This is a genomic window from Pseudomonas sp. Mb7, from assembly GCF_054790525.1.
The window spans coordinates 3,042,478-3,062,890 of sequence record NZ_CP186501.1 but is presented as its reverse complement, the minus strand read 5'-3'; the positions used below and the strand labels follow the sequence as shown (position 1 = coordinate 3,062,890).

21 protein-coding genes are annotated in these 20,413 nt (G+C 59.6%); 9 read left to right on the top strand and 12 right to left on the bottom strand.

The genetic code is table 11. The features are described from left to right. The first annotated feature begins 135 nt into the window (after positions 1–135). The 3 genes from ACOYXH_RS13695 to ACOYXH_RS13685 all read left to right on the top strand — a co-directional run bounded on the left by ACOYXH_RS13695 (position 136) and on the right by ACOYXH_RS13685 (position 3,903). Positions 136–750 (top strand): biliverdin-producing heme oxygenase, encoded by a 615-nt coding sequence (locus tag ACOYXH_RS13695; RefSeq protein ID WP_095124597.1) that lies wholly within the window; start codon positions 136–138, stop codon positions 748–750. Continuing rightward, on the top strand, positions 747–2,984 hold the full coding sequence (locus ACOYXH_RS13690) for an ATP-binding protein (RefSeq protein WP_258708396.1): 2,238 nt from the start codon (positions 747–749) through the stop codon (positions 2,982–2,984). Before ACOYXH_RS13695 ends, ACOYXH_RS13690 begins: the two co-directional genes overlap by 4 nt. 331 nt (positions 2,985–3,315) lie before the next feature. Further along, a complete protein-coding gene (locus tag ACOYXH_RS13685) occupies positions 3,316–3,903 on the top strand; it encodes a LysE family translocator (RefSeq protein ID WP_095047924.1) in 588 nt (195 codons plus the stop codon). Positions 3,904–4,024: 121 nt separating this feature from the next. Here ACOYXH_RS13685 and ACOYXH_RS13680 read toward each other — a convergent pair whose 3' ends face one another. From ACOYXH_RS13680 to ACOYXH_RS13660, 5 genes are all read right to left on the bottom strand, one after another. Continuing rightward, positions 4,025–4,333 (bottom strand): antibiotic biosynthesis monooxygenase family protein, encoded by a 309-nt coding sequence (locus ACOYXH_RS13680; RefSeq protein ID WP_258708395.1) that lies wholly within the window; start codon positions 4,331–4,333, stop codon positions 4,025–4,027. Positions 4,334–4,354: 21 nt separating this feature from the next. Next, the gene (locus tag ACOYXH_RS13675; RefSeq protein WP_258708394.1) at positions 4,355–5,338 is read right to left on the bottom strand and encodes a zinc-dependent alcohol dehydrogenase family protein; all 984 of its coding nucleotides are present in this window, start codon (positions 5,336–5,338) and stop codon (positions 4,355–4,357) included. A 61-nt stretch (positions 5,339–5,399) separates the two neighbouring features. Next, positions 5,400–5,702 carry an ArsR/SmtB family transcription factor gene (locus ACOYXH_RS13670; RefSeq protein ID WP_077572353.1) on the bottom strand — a complete coding sequence of 101 codons (303 nt, stop codon included), beginning with the start codon at positions 5,700–5,702 and terminating at the stop codon, positions 5,400–5,402. Between the two features lie 218 nt (positions 5,703–5,920). Next, entirely contained in the window at positions 5,921–6,754 is an 834-nt protein-coding gene (locus tag ACOYXH_RS13665) for an AraC family transcriptional regulator (protein WP_095124600.1), read from the bottom strand. A gap of 35 nt (positions 6,755–6,789) precedes the next feature. Continuing rightward, positions 6,790–7,293, bottom strand: a complete 504-nt coding sequence (locus ACOYXH_RS13660; protein WP_095124601.1) for a VOC family protein — start codon at positions 7,291–7,293, stop codon at positions 6,790–6,792. Between the two features lie 312 nt (positions 7,294–7,605). On the opposite strand from ACOYXH_RS13660, the gene ACOYXH_RS13655 reads away from it, so the two are divergent. Beyond that, the gene (locus ACOYXH_RS13655; RefSeq protein ID WP_460410811.1) at positions 7,606–7,875 is read left to right on the top strand and encodes a transmembrane sensor/regulator PpyR; all 270 of its coding nucleotides are present in this window, start codon (positions 7,606–7,608) and stop codon (positions 7,873–7,875) included. A 212-nt stretch (positions 7,876–8,087) separates the two neighbouring features. Here ACOYXH_RS13655 and ACOYXH_RS13650 read toward each other — a convergent pair whose 3' ends face one another. The 3 genes from ACOYXH_RS13650 to ACOYXH_RS13640 all read right to left on the bottom strand — a co-directional run bounded on the left by ACOYXH_RS13650 (position 8,088) and on the right by ACOYXH_RS13640 (position 10,308). Then, positions 8,088–8,756, bottom strand: coding sequence for a class I SAM-dependent methyltransferase (locus ACOYXH_RS13650; RefSeq protein WP_460064936.1), 669 nt, complete (start codon positions 8,754–8,756; stop codon positions 8,088–8,090). A 129-nt stretch (positions 8,757–8,885) separates the two neighbouring features. Continuing rightward, entirely contained in the window at positions 8,886–9,659 is a 774-nt protein-coding gene (locus ACOYXH_RS13645; protein ID WP_460410877.1) for a carboxymuconolactone decarboxylase family protein, read from the bottom strand. A 283-nt stretch (positions 9,660–9,942) separates the two neighbouring features. Continuing rightward, the gene (locus tag ACOYXH_RS13640) at positions 9,943–10,308 is read right to left on the bottom strand and encodes a DUF6124 family protein (protein ID WP_064119307.1); all 366 of its coding nucleotides are present in this window, start codon (positions 10,306–10,308) and stop codon (positions 9,943–9,945) included. 626 nt (positions 10,309–10,934) lie between these two features. On the opposite strand from ACOYXH_RS13640, the gene ACOYXH_RS13635 reads away from it, so the two are divergent. Beyond that, positions 10,935–11,327 (top strand): GFA family protein, encoded by a 393-nt coding sequence (locus tag ACOYXH_RS13635; RefSeq protein ID WP_095124604.1) that lies wholly within the window; start codon positions 10,935–10,937, stop codon positions 11,325–11,327. A gap of 143 nt (positions 11,328–11,470) precedes the next feature. Here ACOYXH_RS13635 and ACOYXH_RS13630 read toward each other — a convergent pair whose 3' ends face one another. After that, a complete protein-coding gene (locus ACOYXH_RS13630) occupies positions 11,471–12,301 on the bottom strand; it encodes an alpha/beta fold hydrolase (protein WP_460410809.1) in 831 nt (276 codons plus the stop codon). Between the two features lie 266 nt (positions 12,302–12,567). Between ACOYXH_RS13630 and ACOYXH_RS13625 the strand changes: the two genes are divergently transcribed. The 4 genes from ACOYXH_RS13625 to ACOYXH_RS13610 are packed head-to-tail and all read left to right on the top strand — an operon-like array spanning position 12,568 to position 16,809. Further along, positions 12,568–13,023, top strand: coding sequence for a (2Fe-2S)-binding protein (locus tag ACOYXH_RS13625; RefSeq protein WP_003224136.1), 456 nt, complete (start codon positions 12,568–12,570; stop codon positions 13,021–13,023). A 22-nt stretch (positions 13,024–13,045) separates the two neighbouring features. After that, positions 13,046–15,208: a xanthine dehydrogenase family protein molybdopterin-binding subunit gene (locus ACOYXH_RS13620; RefSeq protein WP_095047913.1), complete on the top strand. Its 2,163-nt coding sequence runs from the start codon at positions 13,046–13,048 to the stop codon at positions 15,206–15,208. 1 nt (position 15,209) lies between these two features. Beyond that, the gene (locus ACOYXH_RS13615; protein ID WP_095047912.1) at positions 15,210–15,788 is read left to right on the top strand and encodes a hypothetical protein; all 579 of its coding nucleotides are present in this window, start codon (positions 15,210–15,212) and stop codon (positions 15,786–15,788) included. Positions 15,789–15,843: 55 nt separating this feature from the next. Beyond that, positions 15,844–16,809 carry a GGDEF domain-containing protein gene (locus tag ACOYXH_RS13610; RefSeq protein WP_099756513.1) on the top strand — a complete coding sequence of 322 codons (966 nt, stop codon included), beginning with the start codon at positions 15,844–15,846 and terminating at the stop codon, positions 16,807–16,809. A 158-nt stretch (positions 16,810–16,967) separates the two neighbouring features. Here the strand turns inward: ACOYXH_RS13610 and fabI are convergent, their stop codons facing one another. From fabI to ACOYXH_RS13595, 3 genes are read right to left on the bottom strand one after another with little or no spacing between them, the layout of a single operon-like run. Next, positions 16,968–17,762 (bottom strand): enoyl-ACP reductase FabI, encoded by a 795-nt coding sequence (gene fabI, locus ACOYXH_RS13605; RefSeq protein WP_007910591.1) that lies wholly within the window; start codon positions 17,760–17,762, stop codon positions 16,968–16,970. 19 nt (positions 17,763–17,781) lie between these two features. After that, positions 17,782–19,392 carry an ABC transporter ATP-binding protein gene (locus ACOYXH_RS13600; protein ID WP_095047910.1) on the bottom strand — a complete coding sequence of 537 codons (1,611 nt, stop codon included), beginning with the start codon at positions 19,390–19,392 and terminating at the stop codon, positions 17,782–17,784. Between the two features lies 1 nt (position 19,393). Beyond that, a complete protein-coding gene (locus ACOYXH_RS13595; protein WP_095047909.1) occupies positions 19,394–20,413 on the bottom strand; it encodes an ABC transporter permease in 1,020 nt (339 codons plus the stop codon).

The following is a 20,413-nucleotide window of genomic DNA, read 5'->3' as shown; positions in this document are numbered from 1 at the left end:
TGAATGACTCAGAGGGTGATGGTTTCGGCAGAAATATCTATCCGGCCGGTCAGAAACCGCGATAGCCGTGTAAAATTTCACCGACGTTGCATTCACCCCGTTTGGCCCCTGGCGGCCCCACCAAGAGCGATCTACATGCAAGCAAAGGCCCGTGAAGTTTATGTGCCACCGGTGCTGCAAGATCTGCGAGCCGGCACTGCCGAACTGCACATCGCACTGGAAAAACGCCTTCCTTTTTTCTCCGATACCCTCGATACCCAGGCTTTTGTGCGGTTGATGCAGGCTTATTACGGCTTCTATCTGCCGCTGGAAAACGCCTTGCTCCGCAGTGATGCAATTCCTGCCGATTTTGATCTGACGCCTCGACTCAAAGCGCCAACCTTGCGCACTGATCTGCACGCGCTGGGCGTATCTGCCGAAGCGCTGCAAAACCTGCCGCAGTGCGAGCAGTTGCCGGTCATCGACTCAAGCGCTGCCTGCCTTGGCGTGCTCTACGTCCTCGAGGGGGCGACGCTGGGCGGGCAGATTCTGCGCCGGGAAATCTCGACGCGGTTAGGCCTGGAAGCCGATAACGGCGCGGCTTTTCTCGATATCTACGGCGCCGCCACGGGCCGGCGCTGGCGTGACTTTATCGAATACCTCGGCAGTCGGCCAATGAGCGCCGCCGAGCGCGGCGCTGTCGTCACCGCCGCACAAACCACATTCAGCTGTTTCGAGCGCTGGCTCGAAAGCCGGGAGGTACTGGCATGAACCCGCAAGACAAAGAAGCCTTTGAAGAACTGCTGGCCAACTGTGCCGACGAGCCGATTCGTTTCCCCGGTGCGATCCAGCCCCACGGCTTGCTGTTGACCCTGAGCGAACCTGCATTGGCGATCATTCAGGTCAGCGCCAACGTCGAAAGCCTGCTGGCCCGGGTGCCGCAAAGCCTGATCGGCCAGCCACTGGAAAGCCTGATCGGCGACGCCGAAGCGGCGCAAGTGCGCGAAGCTTTACTGCAACCGTCGCTGTCCGATGTGCAGCCGCTGCGCTTCAGGCTCAACGGCACGGCATTCGAGGGTTTGCTGCACCGCCATCAAGGTGTGCTGATTCTGGAGCTGGAAATCCACGTGGAAAATTTCCAGCCGCGCAATGTCGCCGGCAATCAAACGCATCTGGGGCGCATGCTCCAGCGTCTGCAAGGGGCCACCACGTTGCAGGCGCTGTATGACATCAGCGTCAAGGAAATTCAGGCCATGACCGGTTACGACCGGGTGTTGATCTATCGTTTCGAGGAGGAGGGCCACGGTCAGGTGATCGCCGAAGCCTCCGACCCGTCGATGGAAGTATTCAATGGCCTGTTTTTCCCAGCGTCGGACATTCCCGAACAGGCGCGCGAGCTGTATCGCACCAATTGGCTGCGGATTATCCCCAATGCCGACTACCAACCGGTGCCGCTGGTGCCTAAGCTGCGCCCGGACACGAACACGCCGCTGGACCTGAGTTTCGCCACCCTGCGCAGTGTGTCGCCGATCCACTGCCAGTACATGAAAAACATGGGCGTGTTGTCGTCGATGAGCATTTCCCTGCTCAAGGGTGACAAGCTTTGGGGCCTGATCAGTTGCGGCAATCGTCAGCCACTGCACGTGCCGCATGAGTTGCGTGCGGCGTGCCAGACCATCGGCCAGGTACTGTCGTTGCAGATTAGCGCCATGGAAGCGCTGGAGATCAGCCGTCAGCGTGAAGAAAAAGTCGAAGCCTTGGCGCTGCTCAATCAGGCGATGATCGACTCGCCGCAGAATGTCTTCGACGGTCTGGCCAATCAACCGCAGACGTTGATGGCGCTGACCAATGCCGGCGGCATCGCGATCATCGAAGACAAACAACTGCACCGTTACGGCAACTGCCCGGAACCGGAAGACATTCGCGCCTTGCACAAGTGGCTGCAGGACAGCGGCGAGCCAGTGTTTGCCAGTCATCACCTGGCCAGCGTCTACCCGCCGGCCGCGCAATATCAGCAGGTGGCCAGCGGCGTGCTTGCCATGAGCCTGCCGAAACCGGTGGACAACGGCGTGTTCTGGTTCCGTCCCGAGGTCAAGGAGAACATCAATTGGAGCGGCGATCCGCGCAAGCCGCTGGACCTGGAAAACTCCGGCGCCGGCCTGCGTTTGCGCCCGCGTACCTCGTTCGAAATCTGGAAAGTAGAGATGGCCGGGATCTCCACCAAGTGGAGCCACGGTGATTTGTTCGCCGCCAATGATCTGCGCCGTTCGGCACTGGAAAACGATCTGGCCCGGCAGGTCCGCCGTGAGCAGGAAGCGGTGCGCGCCCGCGATGAATTGGTGGCGGTGGTGTCGCACGATCTGCGTAACCCGATGACCGTGATCTCGATGCTCTGCGGCATGATGCAGAAGGCTTTCAGCTCCGACGGCCCGCACACTTCGCGCAGGATCTCCACGGCCATCGACACCATGCAGCAGGCCGCCGGGCGCATGAATACGCTGTTGGAGGACCTGCTCGACACCTCGAAAATCGACGCCGGGCGCTACTCCATCACCCCGCAGAAACTCGATGTCGGGCAGATGTTCGAGGAGGCGCAGGCGTTGCTCGCGCCGCTGGCGTTGGACAAGGACATCAGCATTTCCTTCGCCGCCGACCCCGATCTGCGTATCCATGCCGACCCCGAGCGGCTGTTTCAGGTGCTGTCTAATCTGGTCGGCAACGCGATCAAGTTCACCCCGCGCCTGGGCACGGTGGGCGTGCATGCCACGTCGGTCGGCGATGATATCGTTTTCACTGTGCGCGACAGCGGCGAGGGCATTCCCAAGGAACATCTGCCGCACGTCTTTGACCGTTACTGGACGGTGAAAGAGGGCAATCCGACCGGCACCGGTCTGGGGTTATACATCACCCAAGGTATCGTCGAAGCCCATGGCGGGCGGATCTTCGCCGAGAGTGAACCGGGGCAGGGCAGCGAGTTCCGCTTCACCGTGCCGCGTTTGGACTGATCGTCTTTTTATGTGTGGGAGCGAGCCTGCTCGCGAATGGGGTCGTCCTGGCAATGCAGTGCTGAATGACCCACCGCATTCGTCGGAACGCCGCCCGGAGCAGGCTCGCTCCCACAGGGGATTTGTGTCGTTTGATCGTTCCCACGCTCTGCGTGGGAATGCCTCAACGGACGCTCTGCGTTCGGCTCTGGGAGGGACGCGGAGCGTCCCGGGCTACATTCCCACGCAGAGCGTGGGAACGATCAGGATCACAGGGGCATTTTCTTCAATACCGAGGACCGGGTGCTCGCTACCGTGAGCACCTTGTTCCTCGATTTGAAGCAGGTGTGCGATGAGTCTGATTGTTTCCATGGCGGCGTTTGCGTTGGCTGCGTCGATCACGCCGGGGCCGGTGAATATCGTGGCGTTGAGTTCCGGGGCGCAGTTCGGTTTTCGCGCCAGTCAGCGGCATGTTGCCGGAGCGACGCTGGGGTTTGTGCTGTTGCTGGTGTTGATGGGATTGGGCCTGCATGAGGTGTTGAAGCTCTGGCCGTTCATGACCCGTGTGGTGCAACTGGCCGGCGTGGCGTTTCTGCTGTTCATGGCGTGGAAACTGGCCATGGATGACGGACAGTTGAATGCCGGTGAGTCAGGGCGGGCGCCATCGATGCTGTATGGCGCGGTGATGCAATGGCTCAACCCGAAAGCCTGGCTGGCATGCGTCGCGGGTATGGGCGCGTTTGTCGCTGATGGCGAGGCGCGGCTGGTGTGGCAGTTTGCGGCGGTGTATCTGGTGATTTGTTATCTGTCGGTCGGCTGCTGGGCGTATGCCGGGACGTTTTTGCGTGGGTATTTGAGCAATGCGGCGGGAATGCGTTGGTTCAATCGGGTGATGGCGGGGTTGTTGGCCGTCAGCGCGATATACCTGCTGCTACCGTAAACCCTGTAGGAGTGAGCCTGCTCGCGATAGCGGTGTATCAGTCAATATAAATGTCGATTGATAGACCGCTATCGCGAGCAGGCTCACTCCTACAATGGATCACGGGTAGCCGAGAGATTGATTAGTTGAATGGCTGCTGAAACGCGCCACCTTCGATGTGCCAGACCTTCGGCTCGTCCGAAAAATACTCCTCCAGGCCCAGCATGAACAGCCGATGGTCTTCACTCGCTTCAAACCCCGGCGTGTGATCCTCAAGGGATTGCCAGCGCACAATCAAATTGAACACCTCAGGCGTTTCGATTCCTGGCGCGAGCAGGTGGCCGCCGTAACCCTTTGCCCGTTTGAGCAAAGGCTCGACCTCGGTAAACGCATGCCGAAACGCCGCAGTTTGTTCTGTGTGAACGGGCAGTAAAGCGATCTCATAAATCATGGTGTTCTCCTTGCACTGAGTTCAGCGATTGGCGAGTTCGGACGACGGCACGACAGCAATCGCGATCTTCCCTTGGAGGCCGTTGTTGGGCGTCTCCAGCCGGGCATGGGCCAGGCCGATGTCGGCCAGCGCATAGACCGCGCCAACGTGCGGGCGCAACTGACCGTTGGCGATCAATGCGCTCAACTCATCGAGTTTGCCGCGATTCTGTCGGGTGAAAACGAAGTGGTAGCTGGCGTTCTTGCCCCAGGCCTGAATCAGGTTTTGCGGCTGGGCAAGGTCGACGATCGACACCACGCGGCCAAGCTGTGCGAGGGCGTCGGGACTGCGTGCCAGGGTGTTGCCGCCAATGGTGTCGAACACCACATCGACGCCGCGGCCAGCGGTTTCGCGCAGGATCGCCTCGACGTAATCTTCCTTTTCGTAATCGATCAGCACATCGGCGCCCATCTGCCTGGCGAACTCGAAATTGCCTTCACGCACGGTAGTGAAGACTTTCGCGCCGATGGCTTTGGCCAGCTGGATTGCGACATGACCGACGCCACCCGCGCCGCCATGGATCAGAATGCTCTCGCCGACTCTGAGCGCCGCCCGCACGACGAGCGCTTCCCACGCCGTGCCGCCAACCAGACTCAGGCTTGCCGCTTCAAGGTGGCTCAGTGCGGGCGGCTTCTTGCCGATAATGCTTTCGGCCGCCACGTGGTATTCGGCATAACTGCCTGGGCCGTCGAAAATCTGCGGGGTGTACCAGACTTCGTCACCCGGCCCGAACGCCGTCACCCCCGGCCCGACGGCTTCGACAACGCCGGAGACGTCGTGCCCGGTAATGGCGGGGAGGGGCACCAGATCGGCATAGTCGCCACGGCGAACCTGATAATCCAGCGGGTTGATGGAGGTAGCGTGCACCCGTACCAGGACTTCGCCCGCTTGTGGCACTGGCTTGGGTACCTCACAAAGTTCGAACGATTGCGCGCCGCCAAATGAAGTAAGGATCATCGCTTTCATTGCATTTCCTCGTTTCGGTAAAAAGGGATATCGGGAATTCTCGATATCGTGGGGCAAAAAATTACAGCTCGCTGCCGATGATCTCGGCCAGCGCGCTGATCGCTGCTTCGTTGCGTTTGTAATAGGTCCACTGCCCAATACGCCTGACTTCGACCAGGCCGGCGCGTTGCAGCGTCGCCAGGTAATCGGACACCGTCGACTGCGACAGCCCGACGCCTTCCTGAATACTGCTGACGCAAACACCCACCGTATGCACGTCACCTTCGTCCTGGGGAGGAAAGTGTTTCTCGGGATCCTTCAAGCCTTTGAGGATTTCCAGGCGTGTGCGGTTCGAGAGGGCTTTGAAGATTTCGAGTAGTTCCATGCCGCGACGATATCGGAATTTACCGATATGTCAATATCTGAATGTGTTGGCCAGCGATTGATCGTTCCCATGCTCCGCGTGGGAATGCCTCAACGGACGCTCTGCGTTCGGCTCTGGAAGGGACGCGGAGCGTCCCGGGCTGCGTTCCCACGCAGAGCGTGGGAACGATCAAACAAGCTCGCTCCCACGGGGGGAAGTGTTGATTTTCAGATGAGGTGTCAGCCGCGATATTGGCCGGGCGTTGCCGCCAGATGCTGCTTGAACGCTCGTTGAAAATGCGCCTGGTCGGCAAACCCGGCCTCAAGCGCCACATCCGCAATCAACTCCCCGCTGCGCAAACGCTCGCGGGCGAACTGGATGCGCTGGTTGACCAAAAATGCGTGGGGCGTCATGCCGTAATGCTGTTTGAAGGCGCGGATCAGGTACGACGGTGAAAGCTGTGCAGCGGCGCAGATGTCGTCGAGGTTGAGCACTTCGGTGCAGTGCTCGCGGATGAAATCGGCAGCGCGTTCCAGTTTGAAATTTGGCTCGCGCAGAGAGGGGCCGGCGGGGTTCAAACGCAGTTGCAGGTCGCTGAAAAACTCCACCGCCGCGCTTTGCTTGCGCAGCACATCCTGTTGCGGGTCTACTAACGTTTGATACAGCCCGTTCAGTTCGTTGAACAGCGCAGTGTCATCAAGGTGTGTGGTGGAAAAACGCCGAAACTCAAGATCACCGGCAAAGCCCAACTGATGCTGCAAATCCGTCAGCCAGGGCGTTTCCACGTACAGCATCACATACGACCACGGCTGATCATCGATCGGATTGCACGCATGCACATCGCCGGGGTTCATCAGCACCACAGTGCCCGCCGCGACCTCGAACTGCGCCTGCTCATGCACATAGGTGCTGCGACCGGCGGTGATCGCGCCAATGGAAAAGTGCGCATGGGAATGCCGCGCGTAGCAGACTTCGCGCCCATCGGCGATGGCCCGCGCTTCAATGAACGGCAGCGCCGCGTCGCGCCAGAAGCGCGGGGCTTTTTCAGGGTGTTTGGCGGCAGCGTGTTTCATCGTTGTTATTCCCGGCAGGCCAGGGCGCCAGTGTATTAGCTCTGGCCGGCAAAGGCCCGTTCGAGTTCGGCGATGTCGAGTTTTTTCATCGTGAACATGGCCTGCATCGCTCGCTGCGATTTGCTGGTGTCGGCATCCAGCATCATGTGCATGAACGCCACCGGCACGATCTGCCACGACACGCCGAACTTGTCTTTCAGCCAGCCGCATTGCTGGGCTTCGACGGGGCCACCCTCGGACAGATTGCCCCAGAAATGGTCGACTTCTTCCTGATTCTGGCAATTGACCTGAAACGAGATCGCCTCGCTGAACTTGAACATCGGCCCACCGTTAAGGCCGGTGAAGGTCTGGCCATCGAGTTCGAAACTGACGGTCATCACCGCACCTTCCGGTTTGCCGTGAAATTCCTGACCGACCTTGCTGTAGTGGGTCAGGCCGGTGATTTTTGCGTGATCGAAGATTGAGCAGTAAAACTTCGCAGCGGCTTCGGCCTGATCGTCGAACCAAAGGCAAGGGGTGAGTTTTTGAAAGCGTTGCATGGCAGTCATCCTCGGCAGGTTAGACAGCTGGATTTACAGCGTAGTCAGTCCTTGGTCGATTGCCGGTGCCGTAGATCGACAATTGCCGAGCATTGGAAATCCTGACGACGGAGACACCGAGCCGCAGACCGGATTTTCTTACCGTGTCTTTATGTAGTCGTAATGACAAGGTTTCAGGTCGAATTGACTGCGTCCGGCTTGTGTCAAATTGACTCGTTATCGTGCAACAAACTGATTTTATTGAATTGAAAATCGGGCACGAGACTTGATGTACTCAACTTACCTAAACGAACCGCTCAGGAGTACGACACCATGCTCACTTTCTTTGAAAGCCCGCTGAACGTTCTGCACCTGTCGAGCAAAATCCTCGTCGCTGGTCTGCTCATGCTGCTCGCTGGCATATACGGCGCGTATATCTACAACGGCCACATGCCGATTGCGCTGCTGGTGGCGATGCATTCGCTGACCATCCTCGGCCCGACCCTGATCAAGATTGGCTACGTCATGCGCCTGCTGGCGCAGTACCGCATCCGTGGTCCCGAAACCACTGTGGGAGCTTGCCTGCAAGCGATTGCGGTCTGATATTCAACATTGATGTCGCCTGAAATACCGTCATCGCGAGCAGGCTCACTCCCACAGGTTTGTATGGTGGTCACAAATTCCTGGCACACCCAAACCACTGTGGGAGCTGGCTTGCCAGCGATGAGGCCAGCACCTTCAACATCAATGTTGACTGACCCGACGCCATCGCTGGCAAGCCAGCTCCCACAATGATTGATGGTGTTTCTGAAATCTCAGCGGCGCTCGGCAACCATCAGCAAGGACTGCGGCACTGGACTTTGCGGATGCTGTGGCTCCTGCAAACCGGCCAATTGGAACCCGGCCATGTCCAGCGCATTCAGCCAACTCGACAACGTGCGGAAATACCACGGCATCGGCTGCCACTGACCTTTGAATCCCGCGAACGATTCTTCGCGCCAGCCATCCTGATAATCGCCTGCCGCGACAGACCATGGATGCAGTGTCTGAATGACCACAACACCTGTGGGAACAAGCAAGGCATTCATCGCGGCAAGCAGCGGAATTATGTCTTGATGCAGTAGCGAGAAATTCGCGCACACCAGGTTGTAGTTACGACCGATATCGACCTTGCCATCGACCAGCGCTTCGTAACTCGCAACATGCACCCGCGCCGCCCCCGCCAGACGCGCCGCTTCGACCAGCCGCGCATCGCCATCCACCCCGACGGCATCAATCCCCCGATCCGCCAGCGCCCGCAACAGCCAGCCTTCACCGCAGCCGAGGTCGAGCACACGCTGCGGCTGCCGGCCCATGATCGCCAACAAAATCGCTTGATCGGTAACCTGCTGACGGCTTTCGATGGCGCCGCTGCGGATCACCTCGATCCAGACATCAGCGTTGTCGTGCCAGCTCTGCAAAAGGCTGGATTCGGGGGAGGGCATGGCGGAGTCCCGACTTCTGAAAAACCACAGTATGGACGCTGATCGCAAGCCAGGGTTTGTAGATCAGCGCACCCACACAACTCCGAACGCCGATATTTTTGAGAAATCGATATCAGGTCCATTTTTCGGTCATTTTTTCGAAGCCGCCAAAGCCTCTTTGAGCGCTGCATTTGCACGTTCGGCGGTTTGCGCATCACCGTGCTTTTTCAGCAGCTCAGTGACCTCGGCCAACTGTGCCGCGCTGAGCCCGACGCGCAGGCTCGCCGCCATATGCGCGCGCAGTTGCGATTCTACGCCCGGCGTTGCAGCCAGCGCCCCGACGGTCGCCAGTTCACGGCTTTGCCAGTCAAGGTTGTCGCGCTCGAAGATGTCGCCGAACAGGTGGGTTTGCAGGAACTGGTTGATAACCGGGGCGAACTCGAACACCGGGCCTTTGACCGGGGCGCCCGAAATTTTCGTTTGATTCGCGGTGCCGCTGGCCAGCAGTTCATCCCCAACTGGAATCGCCCGGCCCGGCTCACGCCCCGGCGCATCTTCGATGCCGCGTTGTTTGCGTACCTGCACCACCGTCATCAGCTCGTTCAAGGCATTGAGGCTGCGCGGGAACCCGACGTAAGCGTAGAGCTGCACGAGAATTTCCCGGGTTTCGCTGATGGTCAGGCCGGCGTCGAGTGCCTGGTTGAGCGCCGAGTTGAGGTTGCGCATGTCGCTGGTCGCCATGAACGCGGCAATCAGTGGAATCGTCTGTTGTTTACCCGACAGGGCTCGTGCTGTGGTTTGCGGAGTAGTCATGGATTGCGGTGTCTCGGCTGCTTGAGTGGTAGCGCTGAACATCGACCCAACGCTCAGGCAGAACGCCATAAGTGCGGGAAGGGCAGCGCTGCTGCGTGTGTCAGTGGCCATCGTGAAAGGCTCCATCCTTTGCGGTTCTGCGATGTCCTGAGTAGCTGTGGTCGAGCCATAGCCATAGCTCAGGTCCATGCAGCCAACGCCGAGGGCGGATACTTCGAGTGAACGGTTGCCGCGTGTGCGCTTGTGCATGTCGATCTCCCGTTGGGCGTGGGGAGCACAGTAAGCGAGGTGACGGGGGGGGCACTAGACGGCTAAATCGGGATGGCTTGATGAATTCTGCTCATCAATCCACGGAATGAGTGAAGGGGTAACCCTGCACTCATCCTTTGGGTGACTACTGTGGCACGCGCAGCTTGTCCAGCAGGCGATTGACCAGCAGCTCGTTCAGCATGATCACCTGTTGCAGCGCCAGCAGCGGTTTGCGCTCCGGGCCGCCTATCGAGTTGGCGATGTTACCGGCCATGGAGTGGGCGTAGGAAAGCGACTCACAGGCTTCGACCAGTAGGGTTTCTTCATCCAGCGTGGGGTCGACCAAATAGACCGGGCGAAACTTGGGTGAGCTTGGCGGCGCCCCTAGTGCTTCGGGCCGGAGGTAGTAGTCGAGGGCGCGGTCGGTGGCCTCTTTGACCTTTTGCGGGTCAAGTGACGGATCGTGGGGAATTGGATCGGTTTGTGGTGGGTTGGGCGTAATTTTGAACATAGATGAAGTCTCGTATCGATATAAATAGGAGCCATCACTCTCGCTACCAAACGAAGGGTGGCGGCCATGCGCGGGTTGGTAGACCGGTCGATACGGAAACCCGGCGCTCACGAATGAGCCCCACGCATGTCCACCATATAAAACACAGCCGCGAATAAAGAGACTGAATAAGGTGGCGCCATACGGCGGTACCGACGCGGGCTACCAAACCCGATCACTGTTTTGCAGTGACAGGCAAACGATATAGCCCCGCACATAGCCGTGTAAGCCGGCGGATTCTGGCGTACGCGTAGGTAACGACGCAAGGTGTTGTAGGGAGGATGGCGTAACGGTTTGTGTGCTTTAAACGTGATCACTGGATGACGTTTACACATGGGCAATGTCGGTTGGTGGCGGCTTTCTGTTTTGCGTGAGTCTGGGAGATTTTTCCCCCTCACCCCAGCCCTCTCCCCCAGGGGGGCGAGGGGGAAAGGGAGCAGATCTCCATGTACTTCCAGGCCTGAGTTCGACTCGGTATTTCAAGTCGGTGCAACTTGCACATTCAGCGCGGTCAGTTCCCTCTACCTCTGGGAGAGGGTTAGGGTGAGGGCTGTCGCTAATTTTAAATTCTGAAGAGGAGGTGCGACATGAATCTATTGACCGGCAGTTGCCTGTGCGGCGATGTCCGTTTCGAAGTGACAGGTCAGCCCTACCGAGTCGGCATCTGCCACTGCCTCGACTGCCGCAAACGCCACGGCACGCTCTTTCACACCTCGGCCATATTTCCCGAGGATGCGTTGAAGGTCACCGGCGAAACCCGCGACTACAACGGGCGCTTTTTCTGCCCGCGTTGCGGCTCACCTGTGTTCACACGTTCGGCAGATGAAGTAGAGGTCAACATCGGATCGCTCGATGAGCCTAATCAGTTCAAACCTACTTACGAACTCTGGACCATTCGGCGTGAATCATGGTTGCCGGCGCTGCCACTGGCTCACCACTACGAGCGTGATCGTGAAAGCACGGGGCGCACAGAGGAATAATGGACGTGAGCCCAATCACATCCCCCTTCTGGGAGCGAGCCTGCTCGCGAAAGCGGTGGGTCATTCAGCTCAAGTTCAACTGAAAGATCGCATTCGCGAGCAGGCTCGCTCCCACAGGGGGAAGTGTATGGCTGCCAATGATCTCAGCCGCGAATAAACGCCAGCAGATCCGCGTTGATCGTCTCGGCCTCCGTCGTCGGCATCCCGTGGGGGAACCCCGGATACGACTTCAGCGTGCCATTGGGCAGCAACTTCGCCGACAACGGCCCTGAATCCGCATACGGCACAATCTGATCATCCTCGCCATGCATCACCAGCACCGGCACCGTGACCTTTTTCAAGTCCTCGGTGAAGTCCGTCTGCGAGAACGCGACGATCCCGTCGTAATGCGCCTTCGCCCCACCGATCATGCCCTGACGCCACCAGTTGGCAATAATCCCTTCCGATGGCGTGGCCCCGGGCCGGTTGTAGCCATAAAACGGCCCGGTCGGAATATCGCGATAAAACTGCGCGCGATTCGCCGCCAGTTGCGCCTGAAAGTCATCGAATACCGATTTCGGCAGCCCACCCGGATTGCTCTCGGTCTGCACCATCAACGGTGGCACCGCGCTGATCAGCACACCTTTGGCAACGTTGTCCTGACCATGCCGGGCAATGTAATGAATCACCTCACTGCCACCGGTCGAGTGACCGACATGCACGACATTCTTCAGGCCCAGATGATTAACCACAGCCAGCGTATCGTCGGCGTAATGATCCATGTCGTGCCCGTCCCAGACCTGACTCGAACGTCCATGCCCACGGCGATCATGGGCAACCACCCGGAAGCCTTTGCCGAGGAAGAACAGCATCTGTGCGTCCCAATCGTCCGAGCTGAGCGGCCAGCCGTGGTGGAAGTGGATCACCGGCGCGTCTTTCGGGCCCCAGTCTTTGTAGAAAATCTCGACGCCGTCTTTGCTGGTGACAAATCCCATATTCGCTACTCCAGACCAATCTGATGGATAACCCGCGCGGTCAGCGCGGACCGGTTTCGCTCATGACGAGTTTTCCACTGCGATGGCTCAGTGCGAGCCGTTATCAACTGTAGGATTAAAGTCGACATCTGCATGACCGGTGGTCGCAACGTCTGGCTTCGTGCGCAAATTAGGCTTTGCTGAAAGGGATAAGCCGAGGCGCGCGTAGGCTTTGATGGCCACAGCGGCGCTCCTTCAGAACACCGTGAGTCTGAGGAAATTCCCCGATGCTGACCTTGAATATCAATGGCAAGGATCAGGAGCTCGATGTCCCCGCGGACATGCCGTTGCTCTGGGTCCTGCGCGATGTCGCGCACTTGACCGGTACCAAATTTGGTTGCGGCATGGCCCAGTGCGGGGCCTGCACCGTGCACGTTGACGGGGCGCCGTTGCGCGCCTGCATTACGCCCGCGACCGCCGTGGCCCATGGCCAGAAAATTCTCACCATCGAAGGGCTGTCCACCGACGGTTCGCACCCGGTGCAGCAAGCCTGGGCCGAACTTGACGTGGTGCAGTGCGGTTACTGCCAGTCGGGGCAGATCATGTCTGCTGCCGCGCTGCTGGCGAAAATCCCCAAACCCACCGACAGCGATATCGATCAGGCGCTCTCCGGCAATATCTGCCGTTGCGGCACCTATCCCCGCATTCGCGCAGCGGTTAAGCGTGCATCGGAAATCGGCTGATTCAATCTGTGGGAGATAGGCGATGAACAGTCCTGTATCGCGTCGGAGTTTTCTCAAAGGCAGCGCCCTGTTGGGCGGCGGTCTGGTGGTGGCGTTTGTCGTCCCTGGCGGCCACAAGTTTGCCTATGCGGCCGAGAATGAAGGCAAGGTGTTCGCGCCCAATGCGTTTTTGCGCATCGCGGCGGACAACAGCGTCACCGTGTTGCTCGGGCATTCGGAGATGGGCCAGGGCATCTGGACCGGCCTGACCATGTTGATTGCCGAGGAGCTGGATGCCGATTGGTCGAAGATCCGCGTCGAGCACTCGCCCGCGTCGGCGGCGGATTACGGCATGCCCGGTTTTGGCGGCATGCAGATTACCGGCGGCTCGACGTCGACGTGGATGGAGTTTGACCGCTATCGACTGGCAGGCGCGACCGCGCGGCAGATGCTGGTGGAGGCGGCGGCGAAACGCTTCGAGGTGGCACCGTCGGCCATTCGCACTGAATCGGGCGTGGTGATTGCCGGTGACAAGCGTGCAACTTATGGCGAGCTGGCAGATGCCGCCGGGCAATTGCCGGTGCCTGATCCGAAGTCGATTACCTTCAAGGAAGCCAAGGACTGGAAGGTCATTGGCAAACCGACCAAACGCCTCGACACACCGGAGAAAATCACCGGCCGCGCCAAGTTCGGCATGGACGTGCAGTTTGAAGGCTTGATGACCGCAATGGTCGCGCGCCCACCGGTATTCGGTGCCACTGTTAAATCATTCGAAGGCGCTGAAGCGCTGGCGGTGCCGGGCGTACACAAAGTGGTGCAGGTGCCGACGGGCGTGGCGGTGATTGCCGAGCATTACTGGGCGGCTAAATTGGGCCGTGATGCGCTGAAGGTCGATTGGGATCTGGGCCCGCATGCGGACCTGAGCAGCGAAAAACTGCTGGCGAGTTTCCGCAAACTGGCCGCGACGCAAGGCACGTCGGCGAGTCAGGCCGGTGATGCCAAGGGCAGTTTTGGCAAAGCGGCGAAGAAGATCGATGTCGAATACAGCGTGCCTTATCTGGCTCATGCGCCGATGGAGCCGCTCAACTGCACGGTGAAAATCAGTGCGGAAAAATGCGAAATCTGGACCGGCACACAATTCCAGACGCTGGATCAAATGGTCGCTGGCAAGATCACCGGGCTGAAGCCTGATCAGGTCGAGATCCACACTGAGTTTTTGGGTGGCGGTTTCGGGCGTCGGGCCAATCCAACGTCTGACTTTGTCGCCGAAGCCGTGCACGTGGCGAAAGCCGCCGCGATGCCGGTGAAAACCGTGTGGTCGCGGGAAGACGATATTCGTGGCGGTTACTACCGCTCGATGTTCTTGCATCAGGCGAAGATCGGCTTGGGCGCTGATGGTTTGCCGTCGAGCTGGCAGCACGTGCTGGTCGGGCAGTCGATCATGACCGGCACGCTGATGGAGGCGACGATGGTCAAAAACGGCATCGACCCGACCTCGGTCGAAGGCGTTTCCGACAGTCCTTACGTTAAAGGCCTGGCCAATCATCAGGTCGATCTGCATTCGCCGCAAACGGGCATCAATGTGTTGTGGCTGCGCTCGGTTGGCCATAGCCATACCGGTTTTGTCATGGAATCGCTGATCGATGAAATGGCCACGGCGGCGGGCAAGGATCCGGTCGAGTACCGACGAACCTTGCTCAAGGATCATCCTCGGCATTTGGGCGTGCTCAATCTGGCGGTGGAAAAGGCTAACTGGAAAGCACCATTGCCGGATGGCCATGCGTTGGGCGTGGCAGTGCACGAGTCGTTCGGTAGCTACGTTGCGCAGGTGGCGGAGGTGTCGCAGGACAATTTGGCGATTCGCGTGCATCGCGTGGTCTGTGCGGTGGACTGCGGGATTGCGGTGAATCCGCAGAGTATCGCGGCGCAGATGGAATCGTGCATCACCTTCGGTCTGGGCATGGCGCTGCACAGCAAACTGACGCTCAAGGACGGCGCGGTCGTGCAATCCAACTATCACGATTATCAGGTGCTGCGGCTCAACGAGATGCCGGTGGTGGAAGTGCACATCGTGCCCAGCAGCGACAAACCCGGTGGCATCGGCGAGGCCGGTGTGCCGCCGACCGCGCCAGCCGTGGCCAACGCGGTGTTCGCCCTGACCGGGCAACGCCTGCGCGAGTTGCCGCTGCAACTGTCGGGGGTGTGAGATGAAACGACATCTAGTGTTGGGCACGGTGGTTCTACTGGGGCTGGGCGGTTATGCCTCGGACCTGTTTGCCGATGATCAGGAAGCCTTGAAAGCCTTCACCACGGTACAGAAAGTCTTCCAGAGTCCGCGCTGCCAGAACTGTCACATTCCCGGTGATTCGCCGTTGCAGTTCGACGCCGGCATTCCCCATGCGATGAACGTGGTGCGCGGCATGGACGGCAAGGGCGCCGCCGGTTTGCCTTGCGCGACCTGCCACGCGGAAAACAATCCGCCGGCCAGTTACGGCCCGCATGCGCCACCGGGGGCGCCGCACTGGAGCCTGCCGCCGGCAGCGCACAAAATGGCCTGGATCGGCCTGCCACCGGACAAGCTCTGCGCGATGATCAAGGACCGTTCGAGCAATGGCGATCGCGACTTTGCTGCGCTGATCAAGCATGTCAGCGAAGACAAATTGGTGCTGTGGGGCTGGAATCCCGGGGCAGGGCGCGCGCCGGTGCCAGTGCCGCACGATATTTTTGTCACGCAATTCAAGCTCTGGGCCGATGCGGGCGGGCCATGCCCGGTGGCGCAAATGTGAGCCATTGCCAAATTAGCGCTACGCTTGGAAGCATTGTTGCCAATGGAGTGTGCTGATGCTGGTTCCAGGAAAACCTGCGAATGAAACGGCGCGCGTTCAAGCGTTGCACGGTCTTGAGCTGCTCGATTCCGCCCCTGAAGAACGTTTCGACCGACTGACACGGTTGGCGAAACGCCTGTTCAATGTGCCGATTGCACTGGTGACGTTGGTCGACACCAATCGGCAGTGGTTCAAGTCGTGCGTGGGCCTGGATGTCAGCGAGACACCGAGGGATGTCTCGTTCTGCGGCCATGCGATTCTTAACGACGGCCTGCTGTTGGTGCCGGACGCCCGCGAGGATGTGCGCTTCCATGACAACCCGTTGGTGACAGGCGCGCCGAACATTCGCTTCTACGCCGGTTACCCGCTGACCGTGCCCAATGGCAATAAAATGGGCACGCTGTGCCTGATCGACACCAAGCCCCGCGACCTCGACGAGGAAGAGCGCGCGTTGTTGCGTGATCTGGCGGAAATGGCCGAGCAAGAGTTGGCCGCTGTGCAGATCGCGAGCATGGATGAGTTGACGTTGCTGTCCAATCGCCGTGGTTTCAAACAACTGGCGCAGCATGCACTGGACGCCTGCGCACGGCTGGAACGGCCGGCAACCTTGCTGTTTTTCGACCTCAATGACTTCAAGCAGATCAACGATCTGTATGGGCATGCCGAGGGTGACAGTGCGCTGAAAACCTTTGCCGACGTGCTGCGCATCGCCTTTCGCGAGAGTGATGTGGTCGGGCGCCTGGGCGGGGATGAGTTCGTCGCGTTGCTGACCGGCTCCAGCCATATTGAAACGACGGCGATCATGGCGCGGCTCAAGGATATTCTCGAAGAGCGCAATGCCACGTTGCATCGGGGCTATGCGATTCGCTTTAGCGTGGGCCAGATCGAATATGACGCCAAGCGCCATGAGACCGTGGATCGGCTGCTGGCGGATGCCGATAGCGCGATGTATGTGCACAAGCAGGCCTTGAAGCGTTGTTAGCGAATGCACCGCAGATCGCTTGTAGGAGTGAGCCTGCTCGCGATGGCGTCCGGCCATCAACCTCTTCATTGCCTGACACAGCGCTCCCACAGGGGACAGTGTTGCAGGCATAAAAAAACCCGCCAGATCGGCGGGTTTTTTTATTGGCTAACCGAAGATCACTCTTCGATGTTGCCCATGGCGGTGGTGTTGAAGCCGCCGTCGACGTACATGATTTCGCCGCTGATGCCCGACGCCAGGTCGGAGCACAGGAAGGCGCCGGCGTTGCCGACTTCGTCGATGGTGACGTTGCGACGCAGCGGGGTTTGCGCTTCGTTGGCGGCCAGCATCTTGCGGAAGTTCTTGATGCCCGAGGCTGCCAGGGTACGGATCGGGCCAGCCGATACGCAGTTGACGCGGGTGCCATCCGGGCCCAGAGAGCCGGCCAGGTAACGTACGCCAGCTTCCAGCGAAGCCTTGGCCATGCCCATTACGTTGTAGTTAGGCATGGTGCGCTCGGCGCCCAGGTACGACAGGGTCAGCAGGCTGCCGTTGCGGCCTTTCATCATTTCGCGACCGGCTTTGGCCAGGGCCACGAAGCTGTAGGCGCTGATGTCGTGCGCGATGCGGAAACCGTCACGGGTGGTGGCTTCGGTGAAGTCGCCGTCCAGTTGGTCGCCCGGGGCGAAGCCAACGGAGTGGACGATGCAGTCCAGGCCGTCCCACTTCTTGCTCAGTGCTTCGAAGACCTTGGCGATTTCTTCATCGCTGGCCACGTCGCACGGGAAGCACAGCTCAGGGCTCGAACCCCAGCCTTGGGCGAATTCTTCAACACGACCTTTCAGTTTGTCGTTCTGATAAGTGAAGGCAAGCTCAGCGCCCTCGCGATGCATGGCGGCAGCGATGCCGGATGCGATGGACAGCTTGCTGGCGACACCGACGATCAGTACGCGCTTACCGGCGAGAAAACCCATGTGTTGCTCCTCTTTCAGGTTATTGCGCAGTGGCTGGTGCCAAAAAAGCGGCTTCCAGCAACTGCTGTGTATACGGATGTTGGGGGGCGGCAAAAATACTTTGCGCGTCTCCCTGTTCGACCACTTGGCCATGCTTGACCACCATCAACTGGTGGCTCAGCGCTTTGACGACAGCCAGATCATGGCTGATAAACAAATACGTCAGGTTGTACTTGGCTTGCAGTGAACGCAACAGCTCCACCACTTGCCGCTGCACCGTGCGGTCGAGCGCCGACGTCGGCTCGTCCAGCAGGATCAGCGCCGGTTTCAGCACCAAAGCCCGGGCAATGGCGATTCGTTGCCGTTGCCCACCGGAAAATTCGTGGGGGTAGCGGTGCCGGGTTTCCGGATCCAGACCTACCTCCTTCAATGCCGCAATAATCGCCGCCTCTTGTTCCTCAGCGGTGCCCATCTTGTGAATCCGCAGGCCTTCGCCAACGATATCGCTGACACACATGCGCGGGCTCAGGCTGCCAAACGGGTCCTGAAACACCACCTGCATCTCCCGACGCAACGGGCGAACCTCGTTCTGCGTCAGGCAGTCTAGCTGCTTGCCTTCAAAGCGGATCGCGCCTTTGCTGCCGATCAGCCGCAAAATCGCCAGACCCAGGGTGGATTTACCGGAGCCGCTTTCTCCCACGATCCCCAGGGTCTGACCCTGCGGTAGGCTGAAATTGATGCCGTCCACTGCCTTGACGTGATCCACCGTGCGCTTGAGCAGGCCTTTCTTGATCGGGAACCAGACTTTCAAGTCCTCGACTTCAAGCAGCGGCGCGCCGATTTTATTGCTCGCCGGGCCTCCGCTGGGCTCCGCGCCGAGCAATTCCCGAGTGTACGGATGCTGCGGCGAACGGAACAGCTCTGCGCACGATGCCTGTTCGACGATGCAACCGCGCTGCATGACACATACACGATGCGCAATTCTTCGCACCAGGTTCAAATCGTGACTGATCAGTAACAACGACATGCCCAATCGAGCCTGCAATTCCTTGAGCAAATCGAGGATTTTCAGCTGAACGGTCACGTCCAGCGCCGTGGTCGGTTCGTCGGCAATCAGCAATTCCGGCTCGTTGGCCAGGGCCATGGCGATCATTACACGCTGGCGCTGGCCACCGGACAACTCGTGGGGCAAGGCCTTGAGACGCTTGTGCGGCTCGGGGATGCCGACCATGTCCAGCAGCTCCAGCGTACGCTTGGTCGCGACTTTGCCGGTCAGACCCTTGTGGATGCCGAGGACTTCGTTGATCTGCTTCTCGATCGAGTGCAGCGGATTCAGCGAAGTCATCGGCTCCTGAAAGATCATCGCGATGCGGTTGCCACGGATGTGGCGGATGGTTTTCTCACTGAGCCCCAGCAGGTTTTGCCCGGCATAGTTGATGCTGCCGGCCGGATGGCGGGCCATCGGGTAGGGCAGCAGGCGCAGGATCGAATGCGCGGTGACCGATTTGCCCGAGCCGGATTCGCCGACCAGCGCCAGGGTTTCGCCGCGTTTGATGTCGAAACTCACGCCTTCGACGACCCGGTGCACGCGCTCGCCGAAACCGAATTCGACGGCGAGGTCACGCACTTCGATCAGATTGTCCTGATTCATTTCACTTCCTCGGGTCGAAGGCGTCGCGAGCGGACTCGCCGATAAACACCAGCAAACTCAGCATCAACGCCAGCACGGCGAAGGCACTCATGCCCAGCCACGGCGCTTGCAGGTTGGATTTGCCCTGGGCGACCAGTTCACCCAGCGACGGACTGCCGGCCGGCAAGCCGAAACCGAGGAAGTCCAAAGCGGTGAGGGTGCCGATGGCGCCGGTGAGGATGAACGGCATAAACGTCATGGTCGAGACCATCGCGTTGGGCAGGATGTGGCGGAACATGATCGCACCGTTCTGCATGCCCAGCGCTCTTGCTGCGCGCACGTATTCAAGGTTGCGGCCACGGAGGAACTCAGCGCGCACCACGTCGACCAGGCTCATCCACGAGAACAGCAGCATGATCCCCAGCAGCCACCAGAAATTCGGCTGGACGAAACTGGCGAGGATGATCAGCAGATACAGCACCGGCAGCCCCGACCAGATCTCCAGAAAACGCTGCCCGGCCAGATCGACCCAGCCGCCATAGAAGCCCTGCAAAGCACCGGCAATCACGCCGATGATCGAACTCAGCACGGTCAACGTCAGCGCGAACAGCACCGAAATGCGGAAACCGTAGATCACCCGCGCCAGCACATCGCGGCCCTGATCGTCAGTGCCGAGCAGGTTGTCCGCCGACGGCGGCGCCGGGGCCGGGACTTTCAGGTCGTAGTTGATGCTCTGGTAGCTGTAGGGAATCGGCGCCCACAGCACCCACGCATCCTTGGCCTTGAGCAGTTCGCGGATGTACGGGCTCTTGTAGTTGGCTTCCAGCGGGAATTCGCCGCCGAACGCAGTTTCCGGGTAGCGCTTGATCGCCGGGAAGTACCAATTGTTGTCGTAATGCACCACCAACGGCTTGTCGTTGGCGATCAGCTCGGCGCCCAGGCTCAGGCCGAACAGCACCAGAAACAGCCACAGCGACCACCAGCCACGTTTGTTGGCTTTGAACAGTTCGAAGCGGCGGCGGTTGAGAGGGGACAGGTTCAT

Coding starts and splice junctions, on each gene's coding strand:
- ACOYXH_RS13630 (WP_460410809.1), bottom strand. CDS start 12,301: ATGGGATTTGTCACCAGCAAAGACGGCGTCGAGATTTTCTACAAAGAC.
- ACOYXH_RS13635 (WP_095124604.1), top strand. CDS start 10,935: ATGAATCTATTGACCGGCAGTTGCCTGTGCGGCGATGTCCGTTTCGAA.
- ACOYXH_RS13620 (WP_095047913.1), top strand. CDS start 13,046: ATGAACAGTCCTGTATCGCGTCGGAGTTTTCTCAAAGGCAGCGCCCTG.
- ACOYXH_RS13660 (WP_095124601.1), bottom strand. CDS start 7,293: ATGCAACGCTTTCAAAAACTCACCCCTTGCCTTTGGTTCGACGATCAG.
- ACOYXH_RS13650 (WP_460064936.1), bottom strand. CDS start 8,756: ATGCCCTCCCCCGAATCCAGCCTTTTGCAGAGCTGGCACGACAACGCT.
- ACOYXH_RS13645 (WP_460410877.1), bottom strand. CDS start 9,659: ATGGCCACTGACACACGCAGCAGCGCTGCCCTTCCCGCACTTATGGCG.
- ACOYXH_RS13695 (WP_095124597.1), top strand. CDS start 136: ATGCAAGCAAAGGCCCGTGAAGTTTATGTGCCACCGGTGCTGCAAGAT.
- ACOYXH_RS13640 (WP_064119307.1), bottom strand. CDS start 10,308: ATGTTCAAAATTACGCCCAACCCACCACAAACCGATCCAATTCCCCAC.
- ACOYXH_RS13665 (WP_095124600.1), bottom strand. CDS start 6,754: ATGAAACACGCTGCCGCCAAACACCCTGAAAAAGCCCCGCGCTTCTGG.
- ACOYXH_RS13675 (WP_258708394.1), bottom strand. CDS start 5,338: ATGAAAGCGATGATCCTTACTTCATTTGGCGGCGCGCAATCGTTCGAA.
- ACOYXH_RS13610 (WP_099756513.1), top strand. CDS start 15,844: ATGCTGGTTCCAGGAAAACCTGCGAATGAAACGGCGCGCGTTCAAGCG.
- ACOYXH_RS13615 (WP_095047912.1), top strand. CDS start 15,210: ATGAAACGACATCTAGTGTTGGGCACGGTGGTTCTACTGGGGCTGGGC.
- ACOYXH_RS13680 (WP_258708395.1), bottom strand. CDS start 4,333: ATGATTTATGAGATCGCTTTACTGCCCGTTCACACAGAACAAACTGCG.
- ACOYXH_RS13685 (WP_095047924.1), top strand. CDS start 3,316: ATGAGTCTGATTGTTTCCATGGCGGCGTTTGCGTTGGCTGCGTCGATC.
- ACOYXH_RS13670 (WP_077572353.1), bottom strand. CDS start 5,702: ATGGAACTACTCGAAATCTTCAAAGCCCTCTCGAACCGCACACGCCTG.
- ACOYXH_RS13690 (WP_258708396.1), top strand. CDS start 747: ATGAACCCGCAAGACAAAGAAGCCTTTGAAGAACTGCTGGCCAACTGT.
- fabI (WP_007910591.1), bottom strand. CDS start 17,762: ATGGGTTTTCTCGCCGGTAAGCGCGTACTGATCGTCGGTGTCGCCAGC.
- ACOYXH_RS13600 (WP_095047910.1), bottom strand. CDS start 19,392: ATGAATCAGGACAATCTGATCGAAGTGCGTGACCTCGCCGTCGAATTC.
- ACOYXH_RS13655 (WP_460410811.1), top strand. CDS start 7,606: ATGCTCACTTTCTTTGAAAGCCCGCTGAACGTTCTGCACCTGTCGAGC.
- ACOYXH_RS13625 (WP_003224136.1), top strand. CDS start 12,568: ATGCTGACCTTGAATATCAATGGCAAGGATCAGGAGCTCGATGTCCCC.
- ACOYXH_RS13595 (WP_095047909.1), bottom strand. CDS start 20,413: ATGAACCTGTCCCCTCTCAACCGCCGCCGCTTCGAACTGTTCAAAGCC.